Source organism: Pseudomonas sp. CFBP 13602, from assembly GCF_014842725.1.
Lineage (GTDB): Bacteria > Pseudomonadota > Gammaproteobacteria > Pseudomonadales > Pseudomonadaceae > Aquipseudomonas > Aquipseudomonas baltica.
This window is the reverse complement of sequence record NZ_JACYVT010000002.1, coordinates 208,485-226,818: the sequence shown is the minus strand read 5'-3', so window position 1 is coordinate 226,818 and position 18,334 is coordinate 208,485. Positions and strand designations below refer to the sequence as shown.

At 62.9% G+C, this 18,334-nt stretch carries 15 protein-coding genes; 11 read left to right on the top strand and 4 right to left on the bottom strand.

Annotated elements, in window-relative coordinates; genetic code table 11:
- Positions 1 to 101: 101 nt before the first annotated feature.
- The 3 genes from IFU31_RS04140 to IFU31_RS04130 all read left to right on the top strand — a co-directional run bounded on the left by IFU31_RS04140 (position 102) and on the right by IFU31_RS04130 (position 3,136).
- The gene (locus IFU31_RS04140) at positions 102 to 1,076 is read left to right on the top strand and encodes a quinone oxidoreductase family protein (RefSeq protein ID WP_192102365.1); all 975 of its coding nucleotides are present in this window, start codon (positions 102 to 104) and stop codon (positions 1,074 to 1,076) included.
- A complete protein-coding gene (locus tag IFU31_RS04135; RefSeq protein ID WP_192102364.1) occupies positions 1,073 to 1,996 on the top strand; it encodes a LysR family transcriptional regulator in 924 nt (307 codons plus the stop codon). Before IFU31_RS04140 ends, IFU31_RS04135 begins: the two co-directional genes overlap by 4 nt.
- A gap of 492 nt (positions 1,997 to 2,488) precedes the next feature.
- Complete coding sequence (locus IFU31_RS04130; protein ID WP_192053093.1) at positions 2,489 to 3,136, top strand: serine protease; 648 nt, start codon at positions 2,489 to 2,491, stop codon at positions 3,134 to 3,136.
- Positions 3,137 to 3,230: 94 nt separating this feature from the next.
- Here the strand turns inward: IFU31_RS04130 and IFU31_RS04125 are convergent, their stop codons facing one another.
- Together IFU31_RS04125 and IFU31_RS04120 are read right to left on the bottom strand one after the other, a co-directional pair.
- Positions 3,231 to 3,692, bottom strand: coding sequence for a PA2169 family four-helix-bundle protein (locus tag IFU31_RS04125; RefSeq protein ID WP_122476136.1), 462 nt, complete (start codon positions 3,690 to 3,692; stop codon positions 3,231 to 3,233).
- 188 nt (positions 3,693 to 3,880) lie between these two features.
- Positions 3,881 to 5,995, bottom strand: a complete 2,115-nt coding sequence (locus tag IFU31_RS04120; protein WP_192102363.1) for an ATP-binding protein — start codon at positions 5,993 to 5,995, stop codon at positions 3,881 to 3,883.
- 287 nt (positions 5,996 to 6,282) lie between these two features.
- Here IFU31_RS04120 and IFU31_RS04115 point away from each other — a divergent pair, with 287 nt between their 5' ends.
- Both IFU31_RS04115 and IFU31_RS04110 read left to right on the top strand, forming a co-directional pair.
- Positions 6,283 to 6,708: a cell wall hydrolase gene (locus IFU31_RS04115; protein WP_192102362.1), complete on the top strand. Its 426-nt coding sequence runs from the start codon at positions 6,283 to 6,285 to the stop codon at positions 6,706 to 6,708.
- Positions 6,709 to 7,002: 294 nt separating this feature from the next.
- Entirely contained in the window at positions 7,003 to 9,426 is a 2,424-nt protein-coding gene (locus tag IFU31_RS04110) for a glucose/quinate/shikimate family membrane-bound PQQ-dependent dehydrogenase (protein WP_192102361.1), read from the top strand.
- Between the two features lie 476 nt (positions 9,427 to 9,902).
- Here IFU31_RS04110 and IFU31_RS04105 read toward each other — a convergent pair whose 3' ends face one another.
- A complete protein-coding gene (locus IFU31_RS04105) occupies positions 9,903 to 10,367 on the bottom strand; it encodes a GreA/GreB family elongation factor (RefSeq protein ID WP_185794432.1) in 465 nt (154 codons plus the stop codon).
- Between the two features lie 122 nt (positions 10,368 to 10,489).
- On the opposite strand from IFU31_RS04105, the gene earP reads away from it, so the two are divergent.
- Positions 10,490 to 11,632: an elongation factor P maturation arginine rhamnosyltransferase EarP gene (gene earP / locus IFU31_RS04100; protein WP_192102360.1), complete on the top strand. Its 1,143-nt coding sequence runs from the start codon at positions 10,490 to 10,492 to the stop codon at positions 11,630 to 11,632.
- A 49-nt stretch (positions 11,633 to 11,681) separates the two neighbouring features.
- Positions 11,682 to 12,251, top strand: a complete 570-nt coding sequence (locus IFU31_RS04095; RefSeq protein WP_049858924.1) for an elongation factor P — start codon at positions 11,682 to 11,684, stop codon at positions 12,249 to 12,251.
- A gap of 183 nt (positions 12,252 to 12,434) precedes the next feature.
- On the opposite strand, the gene IFU31_RS04090 is transcribed toward IFU31_RS04095, so the two are convergent.
- Positions 12,435 to 14,174, bottom strand: coding sequence for an IlvD/Edd family dehydratase (locus tag IFU31_RS04090; RefSeq protein ID WP_192102359.1), 1,740 nt, complete (start codon positions 14,172 to 14,174; stop codon positions 12,435 to 12,437).
- Between the two features lie 206 nt (positions 14,175 to 14,380).
- Between IFU31_RS04090 and IFU31_RS04085 the strand changes: the two genes are divergently transcribed.
- The 4 genes from IFU31_RS04085 to IFU31_RS04070 all read left to right on the top strand — a co-directional run bounded on the left by IFU31_RS04085 (position 14,381) and on the right by IFU31_RS04070 (position 18,312).
- Positions 14,381 to 15,691, top strand: coding sequence for an MFS transporter (locus IFU31_RS04085; protein WP_192102358.1), 1,311 nt, complete (start codon positions 14,381 to 14,383; stop codon positions 15,689 to 15,691).
- Positions 15,692 to 15,712: 21 nt separating this feature from the next.
- Entirely contained in the window at positions 15,713 to 16,702 is a 990-nt protein-coding gene (gene araD1 / locus IFU31_RS04080; RefSeq protein ID WP_192102357.1) for an AraD1 family protein, read from the top strand.
- 73 nt (positions 16,703 to 16,775) lie between these two features.
- Entirely contained in the window at positions 16,776 to 17,051 is a 276-nt protein-coding gene (locus IFU31_RS04075; protein ID WP_122476122.1) for a DUF5629 family protein, read from the top strand.
- Positions 17,052 to 17,154: 103 nt separating this feature from the next.
- Positions 17,155 to 18,312, top strand: a complete 1,158-nt coding sequence (locus IFU31_RS04070; protein WP_192102356.1) for a lactonase family protein — start codon at positions 17,155 to 17,157, stop codon at positions 18,310 to 18,312.
- Positions 18,313 to 18,334 lie beyond the last annotated feature (22 nt).

The following is an 18,334-nucleotide window of genomic DNA, read 5'->3' as shown; positions in this document are numbered from 1 at the left end:
TTGCTGCACCCAGTGCAGGTATATACTGCAGATTCACCGTCTTGTGTAACGCTGGGCGCGTTTCCATACTCTTCGGCACTATTGACCGACTGGAGAACGACATGGCCGCAGTGATCCGTTTCAATCAACCCGGTGATTCCTCCGTGCTGTGTGAAGACACCGTGGTCGAGCAGGCGCCGGGCGAAGGGCAGGCGTGGCTGCAGCAGGCGGCCGTGGGCGTGAACTACCTGGATGTCACCCAGCGCAATGGTGCGGTCAAGGTACCGCTGCCGTCCGGCTTGGGCCTGGAAGGCGCGGGCACCGTGATCTCGGTGGGGCCAGGGGTGACCAACGTGCAGCCAGGCGACCGCGTCGCCTATGCCACCGGGCCCTTGGGCGGCTATGCGGCGCAAAGGCTCTATCCGGCCGAACGGCTGGTGAAGCTGCCGGCCGGGGTCAGCTTCGAGCAGGCCGCGGCCGTGTTGTTCAAAGGCATCACTGCACAGTACCTGTTGAAATCCACCTACCCGGTAGGCCCCGGTACGACGATGCTGCTGTACGGCGTCGCCGGCGGCCTGGGCCAGATCATGGGGCAGTGGGCCAAACACCTGGGGGCGTACGTCATCGGTGTGGTGTCCAAACCCGAGAGCGTCGAGCGGGCAAAGGCGGTGGGCTGCGACGAGGTGCTGGTATTCGATGCGGCCACGCTCGCCGCGGACGTGGCCAAGCTCACCCAGGGGCGCAAGGTCGATGTGGTCTACGACCCGATTGGCCGTATCTCCTTCGAAGCGTCGCTGGACAGCCTGCGTCCGCGCGGCCTGATGGTGTCGTTCGGCGCATCGTCGGGTGCGCCCGGCGCGGTCGAGCTGTCGACTCTCAACGGCAAGGGGTCGCTGTTCCTGACCCGACCTTCCATCGTTGCGCACACCGCGTCCACAGCCGAGTACCAGGAGCGCGCGGCCGACGTGCTGGCGGCGGTCGAGGCGGGCATCATCACCCCGCGGATCTGGAAGACCTACCCCTTGATCGAAGCGGCTCGCGCCCATGAGGCGCTCGAATCGGGTCAGTCCGCCGGGGCGATCATTCTCGCCCCATGACCCCGGACCTGCTCGACAGTCAGCACAGCGACGAGATCGCCGCCTTCCTGGCCGTGGCCAGCCAAGGCTCGTTCGTCGCTGCCGGTCGCTTGCTCCAGCGTCACCCTACGGTGATCTCCAAGCGTCTGGCCGCCATGGAAAAGCGGCTGGGCGTGCGCCTCATGGAGCGTTCCACTCGCCAGGTCCGGATTACCGAAGTCGGCGCCAAGCTGGAACAGCGCCTGCGCTCAGCCCTGAGCCAGATCGTCGAAGCCGAGCAGCAGGCCACGTCAGGCGTTTCTCAGGTGCGCGGGGTCCTGCGCCTGGCGCTGCCAGCGGCCATGGGGCGCCTGTGGGTGGCCCCGTTGCTGCCCGAGTTCTTGAGCGCACACCCCGGTGTGTCGATCGTTGCCGACTACAGCGAGCACGTCGTCGACATCATCGAGCAAGGCTATGACCTGGCCCTGCGCATCGGCGAGCTGGACGACAGCCGATTGATTGCCAACAAGCTCTGCGAGCACCGCCGCATTCTCTGTGCGTCTCCTGCGTACGTGGAACGCTGCGGCATGCCGCTGACGCCCGCAGATCTGATCCAGCACAACTGCCTGCGCTTCAGCGGGCTGGCCTCGTTTCCGGAATGGAAACTGCACCGCGCAGGCTGTCAGGAAAGCGTGACGACGCAAGGCACACTGACATCCAACGACAGCGAAACCCTGCTCAGCGCCGCAATGGCCGGCACGGGCATTCTGGGGGCCGGCGAATGGCTGATGAGCCGCCAACTGGCATCGGGTGAGCTGGTTCAGGTACTGCCCGAATGGCGACTGGACTCGGTGGGCGGAATCTACCTGATACGACCCTCTGCGAAGTTCCCTGCGGCGACCGTCCTGGCATTCAAGGCCTGGATCGAATCGCGCTTCGTCGATGTGCCCCCTTGGGGGTAGGTGTGCGGCGCAAGAGCCATGCTGGCGTCTGACAGCGATATCGGAACCACGTCACAGTAGTAGCATAGTGACATTAAAGACTTCCTCGACCCGTCCGATACCCCTCTCACTGTGCAAGCAAAAGAAATGGCCATGTGCCATTATTTCGGTTGCCGGTGAAAGATGGGTGATGTCATAATGGCATCATCGGCCACTACGTCCTGAATTTTGGAGCGTTGTGGTTTTGGTTGGCCGGACGTGTCGTTCGAAGGCTCGCAATGCTTCGCGATCATGCCCACCAACACCCGATCACGCTGTCAGTCACGATCCGACAGGATCGCCAGGGAACAATGGCGGCCTGGAACACCGCGTAGCGCACCCATTAACGCGCCGGTTTCCAGGGTCTTTACAAACGCTCGCGCAAGCGAATCCATTCTCATCCAGAGGGATGAGAACCACGCAAGCAAGGTTGCTTTTATAGTCCCAGAAATGGGATTGCTACACTGGAACACGATGAATCGATCTATCTGCCTGATGTTCGGCCTGCTTCTTTCCGGCTGCAATGGCATGCCAACTCCCTTTGTCAGCGATGCCGCCTACAAAGACGCTTTCATGGTCACCTCGAGTCTTCCCGCCCCTCTTCTGTATCAGGCCTCGGCCGTGCAATGGAACGAGGACTACGCCGTTTCTGCCAAGCACACCCCTTACCTCAGTGACGTTGCGCACCGTGGTCGTGGCGATGTGGTCTTTATCAAGCGCAAGGCTCCGACGGCTCCTCACTGGCGTCAGGCGTCGGTCGGTGAAAACGTCACCGCCGTCGGCTTCAGTCCACTGTTGATGCCCGTCAAAGGCAGCGGCAAGGTTAAGGAAGGCAAGTTGCTGCTCAGCAACCTCAACGATGGCGTGCTCTATTCCATCCACGACGGTCCGAGTGCCATGGGCATGTCGGGTGGTCCGGTGTATGCGGATGATGGCTCGGTAGTCGGTATCACGGTGGCATTCGTGCCGACGCGCTACACCCAGTCCATGACCAATACCGATCTGGCCGACGCCAAGCGGGTGAGTGTGTTCATGAGCTACAAGGAAATCGACAAGGAATGGCATCGCTTTCAGGGCGACGTCAAAGTACCGGCCCCAGTCATGGGCTATGTGACACGTTGAGTCGATCGGGTAGCGGCGGGGAGGTTGTCAAGGCGGGGGGCGTTGCGGGAAAAGCACGGCTCGGGCGGCCTTGGCAGCCGCCCAAGCCCCTCACTCATTTCTGAGCGCGAGCTGCGTCACGCAGTGCCTTGATCTTGTCATGGTTGCGCATGACGCCATCGAACTGCTTCTGGATCACGGCGCGTACCTCAGGGGTCACGTCATGGTTTTCCAGCGCTTTGGTGTAGCTCTTCTTGGCAACGTCTTCGCCGCGCTCTGCTTCGTTGAGCAGTGCGACGTCGTCCTTGCCGGTGATGGCCGACTTCAGGTCAACCCAGCGACGGTGCAGATCGCCTGCAACGCTGGTGGTGGTTTCGGGTTCGCCACCCAGCTTGCGTACTTCGTTCTGCAGTTCTGCAGCACCGCTGGCGGTGTCGGAAGCGGCGGCTGCGAAGACTGCCTTCAGCTCAGGGTTGTTGGTGTTTTCTGCGAGATCCTTGAAACCAGCCTCACCATCTTTCGATGTTTCGATGAGGTCGTTGAGTACCTTGATCGTTTCTTTATGAGCGTCGGTCATTTCAAAATCTCCTTGGTGGACGGTCTGGCTCAGACCCAAGAGGCAGCCATGGCGTAGGCATGGTACGTACGCTGTGTTTAGGTCGCCCTGTTTGGCGGAAGGTTCCGATTTTTTTGAAATGGGCGGCTTGCCAGTCTTTTCGGCACATTGTCGTGGATCGCAAATCGGCCGAATGTTGTCCGTCGCCGTCAGGCGTCCGACCCAGACACGCCGGCCAACTCCCTGACCAGTCGGTCCAGCTCGTCGAGTTCAAACGGCTTGCGCAGCACCACGGCGCCGGCGATGGCATCCAGTGCAAGGGTGTCGGCATAGCCACTGATGAAGATGATCGGTAACTGCGGGACGAGTTGGCGTGCCTTGCGCGCCAATTCGGCGCCGTTCATCTCGGGCATCAGGAAATCGATGACCGCCGCGGCGCAGCGCGTGTTGCCCAGTATCGCCAGGGCCTTGCCGCCACGATCGGCTTCGAGCACCTGATAGCCCCGCACCCGCAGATCGTCGACCAGCACCGTGCGCACTGCATCGTCATCGTCGACCACCAGCACCGGTTGGGCGAGAGGGGCGAGCGCCACCGTGACGCTGGTCGGCTGCGGGTTGATGGAATTCGCGCGTGGACGCTCGGCCATGGGCAGTACCAGTTCGAAGGTCGAGCCTTGGCCCGGTTCACTGGTGATCTTCAGGTCGCCGCCACATTGACGGCACAGGCCGTAGACCTGCGCCAGGCCCAGCCCGGTGCCACGGCCCGATTCCTTGGTGGTGAAGAACGGCTCGCACGCCTTGGCCAGCACTTCCGCGGACATGCCGGTACCACTGTCACTGACCCGGATCGATACGCTGGGCGGTGTACCCGGCGGAGCGGTCGGCGAGCATTTGACGGTGAACCAGCCGCCGTCGGGCATCGCGTCCCTGGCGTTCAGGGCGAGGTTGAGTATGGCCATTTCCAATTGCAGGGGGTCGGTGCTGACGAACAGGCTACGGTCGGGCGTCTGCATGTCGATATTGATGTCGGGGCCCAGCGCGTTGCCAACCAGTTCGAAGGCCGCAGTGACGGTGTCGGCAAGGCTGACTGCCGATACGTTCAGCCGTTGCGTGCGCGAGAACGCCAGCAGTTGCCCGGTCAGGCGAATGCCCTTTTCCGTGGACAGGGTGGCCCGTGTCACGTACTTCGAGGCCTTGGGATCGCTCTCGACGTGGCGATGCAGCAGCTCGAGGTTGCCTGAAATACCCATCAGCAGGTTGTTGAAATCGTGGGCGATGCCGCCCGTCAGTTGTCCGATTGCATCCAGGCGTTGGGCGCGGTTCATCACCTGTTCGGCGACGATGCGTTGCGCCGACTCCTGTTCCAGTTCGGCGCGCTTCTGATCCAGCTCCAGTTCCAGACGCTGCCTGATGGTGGTTTCCAGGCGACGCTGCTTCTGCCGTTGCAGGTCCAGGCGCGCCGTGACCCGGCCGTCCTTGATGATCAGGATGACCAGCGGCAGAAACACCGTCGCCACCACCAGGGCCAGGGCGGCGGGCGCACCGATGGCGCGGGCATTGATGGCCGACAGCAACAGCCAGCCGATCACTGGCAGGATGGCCGTGAGCAGCAATTGCCGACGGGTGACTGCGCCTGCACGGTTGCTCAGCGTGACCACGTTCAGCCAACCCTGATCGGCCTGAAAAAGCATCGTTGAAACAGCCAGGCAGGCCAGCGCTGCAGCGGTGTGGACCGCCATGGCATTGAACAGCAGCACCGAGTACAAATCCTTGACGCCGTAGGCATAGCCCAGCAGGCCGATGCCGGCCAGGCCGAAGGCGAGCAGGGCAAGCACATCGCAGGCTTTGTGGCGGCCAGCCAACTGGGCCATGCGGGCCACGCCCAGCAAAGCCAGGCAGCTCGCCGTGGCCGGCGAAACGCTACCGACCAGGAGCGCCGAAGGCGGAAACAGCCAGGCGTTCAGCGCCGGGCTCAAGACGTCTGCACCGAGCAACAGGTGTGTGCCCAGCAAGGCGAATGCGCTGCTCGAAGCCAGGCCGGCAAGCAACCAGCTGGGTCGCGCGCGACGTCCCAGAAGGCTGGACAGCGCCAGAGCGCAAAGCGCCATGGCGGTCAACGGCGACATGCCCATCAGGCCCGGCACCAGATAGCCCAGCAATGGCTGGCCCAGCAGGTATTCGCAGAGCGCGGTGGCACCGGTGAGCAGGGCCACCCACGACAACAGCTTGGCCACCCACCTGACCGATGTCGCGGCATGCAGACGGCTCAGTCCCCAGCCGGAGGTGTGGGCACCGGTATCCAGGTCGTCGTCGGGTGCGTGCATCGGCAATGGGACTCCGTGATGGGATGGTCTATCGAGGGCAGGTCGGCGCGGGGCGACGGACCGGGCATGGCGATGACATTTGTAGAGCCAATGCCGCCAATTCTCAAGCCTTTGGCATCGACCCTCGCCACGGGAAACTGCAGCCACGACTTGGCAGGCGGGGAATCGCTACCGGCTGGCAAACCCTCGCGGAGCCCAGCAATCTGGCCACGCAGGCAAGGCAATCGGGACTGCCACGACGCTTCGCCCAGCCTTGTCGCCTTGGCCATTCATATGCAGAGATCACCATGACACACATTCAGCAGGTACACGACGTCGTTGCGCGAACGCTATGGGGGGAGGCCCGTGGCGAGGGCATCGCCGGGCAGATAGCGGTGGCGTGGGTCATCCGCAACCGTGTGCATGATGCCAACCGCCGATCCTGGTGGGGCGAGGGCTACATCGGCGTGTGCCATAAACCCTGGCAGTTCAGCTGCTGGAACCCTGATGATCCCAATTACCCCTGTGTCAGCGGCGCTCTGCCCATTGCGCAGGCGCAATGGGCCCAGGCACTGATGGTGGCCGAACAGGTCATCGCCGGCGGTACGGCGGACCCCACCGACGGGGCCACGCATTACCATGCGTTGCGCTTGCCCAGGCCACCGGCCTGGACAGCCGGAGCGACCTGTACGCTGGTGCTGGGCGGTCATGCGTTCTTCAAGGATGTGCCTTGATCGCGGGTGCCGTGGGGCAAACCCGAGGCAGCGTTACAACCTGCGCAACAGTGTTTCACCGGCCAGCGCTAGGGCGATTTGTCGCAGCTGCCGGTTTTTTTTGATATCGTTGCGTAACTAACTAATTAGTTAATGCTGTGGCGGCATCCGGCAGTCCTTTGTGGAACACGGCCGGGAGGCCGTGCAGGTCGTGGAAGTACTCACCGAGATCGTCCCGACAAGCATGTCGCACAGGCTTGCCTACACTTTGCTCAACCTTCCAGAAACGTTCATGCGTCAACAGGATCATGCAACATGACTAAGCCTCAACCTTCACCAGCGGTGCGCCGCTGGCCCATCTGGGTCGCTGCCTTGGGCGTACTCGTATTCGGACTGCTCTACCTGGCTGGCGGTGGCTACCTGGCCACCCTGGGCGGCAGCTGGTATTTCCTGCTGGCTGGCCTGGGCATGACCGTCGCCGCCATTGCCCTGTTCAAGTCGCGCCTGCTCGGCGCATGGCTGTTCGCAGCGGTCATGGTGCTGTCGGTGATCTGGGCGCTGGTCGACGCCGGGCTCAACTTCTGGCCGCAGATTTCCCGTCTGTTCGCGCTTGGGGTGCTGAGCCTGGTGGTGGCACTGGCCTATCCGACCTTGCGTCGCGCCAACGGGCTGAACGGCGGTCGCGCCGGCTATGCGCTCGGCGCGCTGCTGGCCGTGGCCGTCATGGCGGGCGCCGCCGGCATGTTCGTGCCGCATGCCTCGGTCGCCCCGACCGGCGAAGGCCCAGGCCTGACCCAGGTCACGCCGGCCAACGCGCAGAAGGACTGGGCCCATTACGGCAACGATGAAGGCGGCAACCGCTTCGCCGCTCTCGACCAGATCAATCGCGACAACGTCGCCGATCTGGTTCCAGCCTGGACCTACCACACCGGTGACGTCGCCATCAGCAATGGCAACGGCGCTGAAGACCAGGCCACGCCGCTGCAGGTGGGTGACAAGGTGTTCATCTGCACTCCGCACAACAACATCATTGCGCTGAACGCCGACACCGGCAAAGAGCTGTGGAAAAACCAGATCAATGCTCAGGCTGCGGTCTGGCAGCGTTGCCGTGGCCTGGCCTACTTCGACGCCAGCAGTGCGGTGGTGGAGTCGAGCGAAGGCAATACGCCGGTCAAGGCCGTTGCGGTCGCGCCGGGTGCCAATTGCCAGCGTCGCTTGTTGACCAACACCATCGATGCTCGCCTGATTGCCGTGGATGCCGACACGGGCGAGTTCTGTGAAGGTTTTGGCAACAAGGGTCAGGTGGACCTGAAAGCGGGCCTGGGGAATGTCCCGGATTCCTACTATCAGTTGTCCTCCGCGCCGTTGATGGCCGGTACCACGGTAGTGGTCGGTGGTCGTGTCGCCGACAACGTCCAGGCCGACATGCCGGGCGGTGTAATCCGCGGTTTCGATGTGGTCACTGGCGAAATGCGCTGGGCGTTCGATCCGGGCAACCCCGAGGACAAGCAGGCGCCGACCGGCGACAACACCTATGTGCGCAGCACGCCCAACAGCTGGGCACCGATGTCGTACGATCCGAAGATGAACACCGTGTTCCTGCCCATGGGCAGTTCGTCGACCGATATCTACGGTGTCGAGCGCACGCCGTTGAATCACCGCTACGGTGCTTCGATCCTGGCGTTGAACGCGACCACCGGTGAAGAGAAGTGGGTCTACCAGACCGTGCGCAACGACCTTTGGGACTTCGACCTGCCCATGCAGCCAACCCTGATGGATTTCCCCAAGCCTGACGGCAGCAGTGTGCCGGCAGTGGTGATCGGCACCAAGGCGGGGCAGATCTATGTGCTGGACCGCGCGACCGGTCAACCGCTGACCGCCGTGCAGGACATTCCAGTCAAGGGCTCGGACATTCCTGGCGAACCCTATGCCAAGACCCAGCCGTTGTCGGTGGGCATGCCGCAGATCGGCGCGCAACACCTGACCGAGTCGGACATGTGGGGTGCGACTCCGTTCGACCAGATGCTGTGCCGGATCTCGTTCAAGAAAATGCGCTATGAAGGTCTGTACACCGCGCCGGGTACCGATGTGTCGCTCAGCTTCCCGGGGTCTCTGGGTGGGATGAACTGGGGCAGCCTGTCGACCGATCCGGTGCATGGCTTTATCTTCGTGAATGACATGCGTCTGGGCCTGTGGGTACAGATGGTGCCTCAGCAGAAGGATGCCAAGGCGTCTTCGGGTGGCGAAGCGCTCAACACCGGCATGGGCGCGGTACCGCTCAAGGGCACGCCGTATGCGGTGAACAAGAACCGCTTCCTGTCCATCGCCGGCATTCCGTGCCAGGCGCCGCCGTTCGGTACCTTGACCGCAATCGACATGAAGACCCAGAAAGTTGCCTGGCAGGTGCCAGTGGGGACCGTGGAAGATACCGGGCCGCTGGGTGTGAAAATGCACCTGCCGCTGCCCATCGGTATGCCGACGCTGGGCGGCACGCTGTCGACACAGGGCGGCCTGGTGTTCATTGCCGGTACCCAGGATTACTACCTGCGTGCGTTCAACTCGGCGACGGGTGAAGAGGCGTGGAAAGCTCGCCTGCCGGTTGGCAGCCAGGGCGGCCCGATGACCTTCGTTTCGCCCAAGACCGGCAAGCAATATGTGGTCATCACCGCCGGTGGTGCGCGCCAGTCGCCGGATCGCGGTGACTACGTGATCGCCTACGCGCTGCCCGAAAAGAAGTAACCCCCACGCCGTGTACCCGGCGAACCGCGTCGAGGCCGGACGCGGCTTGCGCCGCTGCTACAGGGGATCGCAGCGTCAATGTTGCACGCGGTGTACCAAACAAACCGCGTTGCACACAGACGCGGCTTGCACCATCCCTGTAGCAGCGGCGCGAGCCGCGTCGGCGGCGCATGCGGTATTTCAGGCAAACCGCGTTGAGGCCGGGCGCGGCTTGCGCCGCTGCTACAGGGGATCGCAGCGTCAATGTTGCACGCGGTGTGCCAAACAAACCGCGTTGCACACAGACGCGGCTTGCACCATCCCTGTAGCAGCGGCGCGAGCCGCGTCGGCGGCGCATGCGGTGTATCAGACAATCCGCGTTGAGGCCGGACGCGGCTTGCGCCGCTGCTACAGGGGATCGCAGCGTCAATGTTGCACGCGGTGTACCAGGCAAGCCGCGTCAACGGTTCACGCGGTGTATCTACTTGCGCCGGGCGTCAAATCACCTGGGCAATGACCTGAACATTGCCCGCCATGCTGACTTCGTCATCCACGCTCTTGCCCAACAGGCTTTGCCCCAAGGGCGAGCGCGGGGTGATGACCATGACCGTGCAGCCTTCGAAATCCAGCTTCAACCCCGCCGCATCAGGCCCCAGGAAAAACCACTGGCGCACACCGCTTTCCGAATCCAGCGCCACCAGTGCGCCCAGTTCGATCCCTGCCTGAAGATCACGCAACTGCAGTGCACGAAATTTCGCCAACCCGTGGCGAATCTCTTCCATGCGCCGCGCTTGCCCGGTGGCCAGGTAGGACGCCTCCAACCCGAGCGTGTCGTACTTGTTCTCGGCCACGTTCTCTTCATGGGTGGCGGTTTCATAGGCCGTCTGCGCGGCACGCTGAGCCACGTCCAGATCAACGGTCAGGCGTTCGATGATGGCTTGCAACAGGGCAGGTTTGTTCATGGTTGGACTGACGGTGGGAACGAGCGGGCAATTGTCGCACGAACCGCCTTTAGTGCTTCTGTGCGCGGACGTTTATGCGGACAATAGCCGGCTTTGTGTAAACGTTTGCGTTGGAGTCAGCCATGAAGGCCACCTGGGACATTTTCTGCACGGTCGTGGACAACTACGGCGACATCGGCATCACCTGGCGCCTGGCCCGCCAACTGCAGGTCGAACACGGTATGCAGGTGCGCCTGTGGGTCGACGACTTGGTGCCATTCGCCCGTCTGTGGCCTGCCGCCAGCGCCGAACAGCCGCAGCAGTGGCACGACGGCGTGGAAGTCCGCCATTGGCGCGGCGAATGGCAGGCCACCGAGGTTGCCGATGTGGTGGTAGGTGCCTTCGCCTGCAAGCTGCCTCCTGAATACGTCGACGCCATGGCAGCGCGCAGCCGGTCCCCGTTGTGGTTGAACCTTGATTACCTCAGCGCCGAAACCTGGGTCGATGGCTGCCATGGCCTGCCGTCGCCGCAGCCGGGTGGGCTGCGCAAGTTCTTCTTCTTTCCCGGCTTCACCACCGGTACCGGCGGTTTGCTGCGCGAAGCCTGCCTGGTCGAGCACCGCAAGGCCTTCGAAGCCGATCCCGCAGCACGGCAGACGTTTCTGGCCGGGCTGGGCGTCGAGCCCCAGCCCGATGCCCGCCTGTTGTCGTTGTTCGCCTATGAGCACAGCGGGCTGGGGTCGTGGCTGGATGCCCTGGCCGATGACACGCGCAGCAACCACCTGCTGGTCCCCGAAGGCCGAGTGCTGGCCGACGTGCGCCAATGGTTGGGCGAGGCATCGCTGGACGTCGGCAGCCAGGTACAACGGGGCAGCCTGAAGGTGCAGGTGCTGCCGTTCGTCCGTCAGAGCGAGTACGACCGGCTGCTGTGGTGCTGCGATTTCAATGCCGTGCGCGGTGAGGACTCGTTCGTTCGCGCCCAGTGGGCCGCCGCACCGATGGTCTGGCATATCTATGTCCAGGAGGAATACGCGCACTGGGAAAAACTCGAGGCGTTTCTCGATCGCTACGGCCAGGGCCTCTCGCCCGCAGCCTACGCCGCGTTGCGCGGGCTGTGGCGGGCCTGGAACCAGAGCGTGGAGGGCGCCGACATCGGCCCGGCATGGCGCGAGGCCATTCGGCACTGGCCGGAACTGGTCGCGCACGCGCGGCAATGGTGCGCCACACAGGCCACTCAGCCTGATCTTGCAACGACGCTGGTGCAGTTTTACCGAAATTGGCTATGATACGCGGCCTAGATTTTTGTAAATCACCATCCAAATTCGGATATTCGTAATGAAAACTGGTAAAGAACTGAAACCCGGTACCGTGATCCGTATCGACAACGACCCTTGGTTGGTTCAGAAAGCTGAATTCACCAAGTCGGGCCGTAACAGCGCGATCATGAAGACCAAGCTGAAGAACCTGCTGACCGGCTACAAGACCGAAACCGTCTACAGTGCCGACGACAAGCTGGACGACGTGATCCTGGACCGCAAGGAAGCGACCCTGTCGTTCATCAGCGGTGACAGCTACACGTTCATGGATACCACCGACTACACCATGTACGAACTGAACGCCGAAGACATCGAGGCCGTTCTGCCGTTCGTCGAAGAAGGCATGACCGACGTCTGCGAAGCCGTGTTCTTCGAAGAGCGTCTGGTCAGCGTCGAGCTGCCGACCACCATCGTGCGCCAGGTCGACTACACCGAAGGTTCCGCTCGCGGCGACACTTCGGGCAAGGTGATGAAGCCTGCCAAACTGAAGAACGGTACCGAGCTGAGCGTTGCGGACTTCATCGAGATCGGCGACATGATCGAGATCGACACCCGTGAAGGCGGTTCGTACAAAGGTCGCGCCAAGTAAGCTTCCAGCCTGCTTGACTGCGATGCAAAAACCCGACCTGGAGTCGGGTTTTTTTATGCCCAATCACCGCCTATTCCGTAGGAGCGGTCATCGGCCGCGAAAAATTCACCGCGGTATACCTGTCACACCGCGGTGCTCTTTTCGCGGCCACTGGCCGCTCCTACAGGCCGGCGGGGCGGGGGGTCAGTGCGAATGCCGCGGCACCTCGGACCCCCTGCAGCCGACCAGGAAATCGAAATCACAGCCCTGGTCTGCCTGCATCACGTGGTCGATGTACAGCTGCCGATAGCCGCCCACCAGCAACGATTGCGCCGGTGCCTGCCAATCGGCCAGGCGGGCCTGCAGCTCGCTGTCGGAGATGTCCAGGTGCAACCGCCCGCTGGCGCAGTCCAGCTCGATGAAATCACCCTCGCGAACCACTGCCAGTGGGCCCCCGGCGGCCGCTTCCGGCGCCACGTGCAGCACCACCGTGCCGTAGGCCGTGCCGCTCATGCGCGCATCCGAGATGCGCACCATATCGGTCACTCCCTGTGCCAGCAGCTTGGCCGGCAGGCCCATGTTGCCGACCTCGGCCATGCCTGGATAACCCTTGGGTCCACAGTTCTTCATGACCAGGATGGAGCTGGCGTCCACGTCCAGGTCCGGATCGTTGATGCGTGCCTTGTACATGTCGAAGTTTTCGAACACCACTGCGCGGCCGCGATGGGTCATCAGCGCCGGGGTCGCGGCCGAGGGCTTGAGCACTGCCCCCAGCGGCGCCAGGTTACCGCGTAGCACGCAGATTCCGCCGTCGGCCACCAATGGGTTGTCGATGGCGCGGATCACCTCGTCCTCGCCATAGATCGGCGAATGCTGCACGTTCTGCCACAGTGACTGACCGTTGACCGTCAAGGCATCTGGATGAGGAATCAGGCCGTTTTCACCCAGGCGTCGCAGCACGGCTGGCAGGCCGCCGGCATAGTAGAACTCTTCCATCAGGAAGCGCCCGGAGGGCTGCAGGTCCACCAGGGTCGGCGTGCCACGGCCGATCCGGGTCCAGTCGTCGAGCTCCAGCTCGACGCCGATACGCCCGGCAATCGCCTTGAGATGGATCACCGCATTGGTCGATCCGCCAATGGCCGCATTCACCCGGATGGCGTTCTCGAACGCCTCTTTAGTCAGAATCTTGGACAGGCGCAAGTCTTCGCGGACCATCTCCACCGCCCGCATGCCGGACATGTGCGCCAGCACGTAGCGGCGCGAATCCACCGCCGGAATGGCCGCGTTGTGCGGCAGCGAGGTGCCCAGTGCCTCGGCCATGCAGGCCATGGTGGAGGCCGTGCCCATGGTGTTGCAGGTACCGGCCGAGCGCGACATGCCGGCTTCGGCGGAGAGAAATTCGTCCAGGCTGATCTGGCCGGCCTTGTACGACTCATGCATCTGCCAGACGATGGTGCCGGCACCGATGTCGCGGCCCTTGTGCTTGCCGTTGAGCATCGGCCCGCCCGTGACCACGATGGCCGGTACGTCGCAGCTCGCCGCGCCCATCAGCAGGGCAGGGGTGGTCTTGTCGCAGCCGGTGAGCAGCACCACGCCGTCGATCGGGTTGCCGCGAATGGCTTCCTCGACGTCCATGCTCGCCAGGTTGCGGGTCAGCATCGCCGTGGGCCGCAGGTTGGACTCGCCATTGGAGAACACCGGGAATTCCACCGGAAAACCACCGGCTTCGATCACGCCCCGCTTGACGTGTTCGGCGATGGTACGGAAGTGGGCGTTGCACGGCGTCAGCTCGGACCAGGTGTTGCAGATGCCGATGATCGGCTTGCCGTTGAACTGGTGGTCGGCGATGCCTTGGTTCTTCATCCAGCTGCGGTACATGAAGCCGTTCTTGTCTGCCGTACCGAACCATTGGGCCGAGCGCAGGGGCGTTTTGTTATCAGGCATGGTGGCTCTCTTATTGTAAGACTTGTTTTTGTGTATTCCCTAAAAATAGGCCATTGAAACGACGATTGGAAGAGCTTGTGCAGTAAATAGTAATACTATAAAGTCGATTTCAATGAGGGCTGCAGGTTTCAGCGAGACACCGGCGAGTGTCCGTACAGCCGTCGCACGTCAACGACCATAAGAACAAGAAAGTGGAGATCGATCCCATGAGCCAGGAATTGGGGCTTATACGCCGCATCACCTTCAAATTGATTCCGTTCCTGATTCTGCTGTACCTGATCGCCTACGTGGATCGCTCCGCAGTGGGCTTCGCCAAGCTGCACATGGGCGCAGACGTGGGCATCGGCGATGCGGCCTACGGCCTGGGTGCCGGCTTGTTCTTCATCGGCTACTTCCTCCTGGAGATTCCCAGCAACCTGATGCTCGAACGCTTCGGCGCACGCCGCTGGTTCGCGCGCATCATGATCACCTGGGGCGCCATCACCATCGGCATGGCCTTCGTGCAGGGGCCGCACAGCTTCTATGTCATGCGCTTTCTGCTGGGCGCTGCCGAAGCGGGCTTCTTCCCCGGCGTGCTGTACTACATCACGCAGTGGTTTCCGGTCCGTCATCGCGGCAAGATCCTCGGCCTGTTCATCCTGTCCCAGCCCATCGCCATGATGATCACCGGGCCAGTGTCCGGTGCGCTGCTGGGCATGGACGGCGTACTGGGCCTGCATGGCTGGCAATGGCTGTTCATCGTCATCGGCACCCCGGCCATCCTCCTCACCTGGCCGGTGCTGCGCTGGCTGCCCGACGGCCCGCAGCAGGTCAAATGGATGAACCAGGAGGAAAAGAACTGGCTGGCCGACGAACTCGAGAAGGACATGCAGGCCTATCGGCAGACCCGGCATGGCAACCCACTGCACGCGCTCAAGGATTTTCGCGTGTTGTTGCTGGCGCTGTTCTACCTGCCGGTGACCTTGAGCATCTATGGCCTGGGCCTGTGGTTACCGACCCTGATCAAACAGTTCGGCGGCAGTGACCTGACCACCGGTTTCGTGTCGTCGGTGCCTTATGTATTCGGCATCGTCGGTCTGTTGCTCATCCCGCGCAGTTCCGATCGCCTCAACGACCGCTACGGTCACCTGGCCGTGCTGTACGTGCTGGGCGCAGTCGGCCTGTTCCTCAGCGCCTGGCTGAGTGTGCCGGCGGCGCAGCTGGCGGCTTTGTGCCTGGTAGCGTTCAGCCTGTTCTCCTGCACGGCGGTGTTCTGGACCCTGCCGGGCCGCTTCTTCGCCGGTGCCAGTGCGGCGGCGGGTATTGCCCTGATCAACTCGGTGGGCAACCTGGGCGGCTACATCGGGCCGTTCGTGATCGGCGCACTCAAGGAGTACACCGGCAACCTGGCCAGCGGCCTGTATTTTCTCAGCGGCGTGATGGTGTTCGGGCTACTGCTGACCGCAGTGGTCTACCAGCTCCTGGAGCGCCGCCACGTGCTGCCGGCCGATGCGTTCGCCGCCAGCGCCCGTACCTGAATTCAGCAAGAGGAAGCGATCATGCATCTGGTGCAATTCGAATTGAAAGACGGGCAACGTCGGGTGGGGTTGGTCGATGGCGACCGCGTGCACGAAGTGCGCGGCGCCCACAGTGTCCGCGACCTGGCCATGAACGCCATTGCCGCAGGCCACGGCCTGGCCCAGGCGGTGGACGGGTGTGGCCTGGGTGAACAGCATGACTACGCGCAGCTGCTCGAACAGGGTCGCGTTCTCGCGCCTCTGGATCACCCCGACCCGGCCCATATGCTGGTGACCGGCACCGGCCTGACCCACCTGGGCAGCGCCGCCACCCGCGACAAAATGCACCAGCAAAGCGGTGACGCCGCCGTTACCGACAGCATGAAAGTGTTCCAGTGGGGCGTGGAGGGCGGCAAGCCTGCTGCAGGCCGGCCTGGCGTGCAGCCGGAGTGGTTCTACAAAGGCGATGGCAGCATTGTCGTGCGGCCCGGCCAGGCATTCCCGGTCCCGCCGTTTGCCGAGGACGCCGGCGAAGAGCCCGAGCTGGGTGGGCTGTACGTGATCGGACCGGATCGACGGCCGTATCGCGTGGGGTTCGCCCTGGGCAATGAGTTCTCCGACCACGTGATGGAGCGCAAGAACTACCTTTACCTCGCCCATTCCAAGCTGCGCAGCTGCAGCTACGGCCCCGAGCTGCGCGTGGGTGAGCTGCCCGAGCACCTTGCCGGCACCAGCCGTATCCGCCGGGCTGGCGAGGTGATCTGGGAGAAGGAATTCCTCAGTGGCGAAGCGAACATGTGCCACAGCTTCGACAACCTCGAGTACCACCATTTCAAGTACGCGCAGTTTCTCAATCCTGGCGACGTGCATGTGCATTTCTTCGGCACCGCCACGCTGTCGTTCGCCGACGGCGTCGTCACCCAGCTGGGTGACCAGTTCGAAATCAGCCTGCCCGCCTTCGGCGCCCCTTTGGTGAACAGCATCGGCCAGGCCGAGGCCGCTTTCGCACCGGGCAACGTGGGCATCCTGTAGCGCGTACTGGCGAGCAGGCCAGAGGCGCGCATCGCGGTTATCATGGTCGGATATCACCCCCGGAGATCCGACCATGAGTCTGCCTATCGCGCTGCAAACCTGCGACATGCTGCTGATCGACACCCTGCACGCCTTCGATTTTTCCTTCGACGAGGAGCACACCCTGCACATCCAGTGCATGGACGGCCGCGAACTCAAGCGCTGGCAGTTCACCCTGCAAGAACAGCAGGCCGCCCAGCCCGGCGCCGAACCGAACAGCTTCGTCATCAGCCAGGCCGGCGTGTCTCACCAACTGACGTGCCTCAGCGCGTTTTCGGCCCGCGACGAAGAAGATGAAACCCAGGCTTGAACGCGGCGGTCTCTAGAGTCCGATCCACGTTCGCTCCTGCTGCCGCTACAACACTCGGTGCCACGAAAAATCGGCCACTCACAACAGGCTCGGAGAGACCTTCATGAAGCGAGTTCTGCTATCTATGCTTGTCAACGGTTTGGTCCTGACCTCACTGCACGCCGGCGCAGCCGAAAAATACGACCTGCTGGTGGGCACCTATACCCAAGGCGCCAGCGAAGGCATCTACCGCTATGCCTTCGACAGCGCTACCGGCCAGATCGAGGCGCAGCCACGGCAAACATTCAAGAGTTCCAACCCCTCCTGGCTGACCTTGTCCCAGGATCAGCGGCGTCTGTTCGTGGTCAACGAAAACGGCCCCGGGCAGAAAGAAGTGGTCGGCAAAGTCAGCAGTTTCACAGTGGACGGCAACACCCACGAACTCAGCCAGGTCAGCCAGGTGGCCACCCGGGGCGATGAACCGACCCATTCCAGCCTGAGCCAGGACGGGCGCTACCTGTTCGTTTCCAACTATGCCGTGAACGCCAATCCAGGTGGCAGCCTGAGCGTGTTCAAGGTGGCCGAGAACGGCACGCTCAGCGAGGTGGTGCAACAGCTCAAGCACGTTGCCAGCCAGGTGAATCCCGAGCGTCAGGCCGGGCCGCATGTGCATTCGGTGGTATCGCTGCCCTCTGGCAACTACGTCTATGCCAGCGACCTGGGCGCTGACCGGGTGTACGTGTACCGCTACCAGCCCGAGTCTGCCGAGCGCCCACTGGTGCCGGCGCAACCTGCCTCGGTCCAGCTGCCGGACGGCAGTGGCCCGCGTCACCTGCTGTTCAGTCGCGATGGCAAGCACGCCTACCTGACCCTGGAAATGAGCGGCCAACTGGCCATGTTCGACGTCAGGGACGGCAACCTGGTACGCCAGCAACTGCTCGAACTGGGCACGGCCGGCAAGCAAAGCGCCAGCGGCGCGTTGCACCTGTCGGCCGATGGCCGCTTTCTCTATGTGAGCAACCGCGGCACGGCGAATCAGATGCTGGTGTTCAGCGTTGCAGCCGGCAATGGCCAGCTCGAGGAAATCCAGCGTCGTGACGTGGACGGCGATCATCCGCGTGAATTCACCCTCGACCCTACCGGCCACTTCCTGTTGATCGCCAACCAGAAAAGCAACCAGATCACCGTGCTCAGGCGCGATGCGAGCACCGGCAAGCTGGGTGAGACAGTGCAGCGCTTCGCGCAGGATGCCCCCTCGGACGTTAAATTCCTGACCCGATGATGGTCGGCCGTTGACCCCCGGC

Bases quoted from the DNA above. Each gene is read 5' to 3' on its own strand.
- IFU31_RS04140 (WP_192102365.1), top strand. From the start codon at position 102: ATGGCCGCAGTGATCCGTTTCAATCAACCCGGTGATTCCTCCGTGCTG.
- IFU31_RS04135 (WP_192102364.1), top strand. From the start codon at position 1,073: ATGACCCCGGACCTGCTCGACAGTCAGCACAGCGACGAGATCGCCGCC.
- IFU31_RS04130 (WP_192053093.1), top strand. From the start codon at position 2,489: ATGAATCGATCTATCTGCCTGATGTTCGGCCTGCTTCTTTCCGGCTGC.
- IFU31_RS04125 (WP_122476136.1), bottom strand. From the start codon at position 3,692: ATGACCGACGCTCATAAAGAAACGATCAAGGTACTCAACGACCTCATC.
- IFU31_RS04120 (WP_192102363.1), bottom strand. From the start codon at position 5,995: ATGCACGCACCCGACGACGACCTGGATACCGGTGCCCACACCTCCGGC.
- IFU31_RS04115 (WP_192102362.1), top strand. From the start codon at position 6,283: ATGACACACATTCAGCAGGTACACGACGTCGTTGCGCGAACGCTATGG.
- IFU31_RS04110 (WP_192102361.1), top strand. From the start codon at position 7,003: ATGACTAAGCCTCAACCTTCACCAGCGGTGCGCCGCTGGCCCATCTGG.
- IFU31_RS04105 (WP_185794432.1), bottom strand. From the start codon at position 10,367: ATGAACAAACCTGCCCTGTTGCAAGCCATCATCGAACGCCTGACCGTT.
- earP (WP_192102360.1), top strand. From the start codon at position 10,490: ATGAAGGCCACCTGGGACATTTTCTGCACGGTCGTGGACAACTACGGC.
- IFU31_RS04095 (WP_049858924.1), top strand. From the start codon at position 11,682: ATGAAAACTGGTAAAGAACTGAAACCCGGTACCGTGATCCGTATCGAC.
- IFU31_RS04090 (WP_192102359.1), bottom strand. From the start codon at position 14,174: ATGCCTGATAACAAAACGCCCCTGCGCTCGGCCCAATGGTTCGGTACG.
- IFU31_RS04085 (WP_192102358.1), top strand. From the start codon at position 14,381: ATGAGCCAGGAATTGGGGCTTATACGCCGCATCACCTTCAAATTGATT.
- araD1 (WP_192102357.1), top strand. From the start codon at position 15,713: ATGCATCTGGTGCAATTCGAATTGAAAGACGGGCAACGTCGGGTGGGG.
- IFU31_RS04075 (WP_122476122.1), top strand. From the start codon at position 16,776: ATGAGTCTGCCTATCGCGCTGCAAACCTGCGACATGCTGCTGATCGAC.
- IFU31_RS04070 (WP_192102356.1), top strand. From the start codon at position 17,155: ATGAAGCGAGTTCTGCTATCTATGCTTGTCAACGGTTTGGTCCTGACC.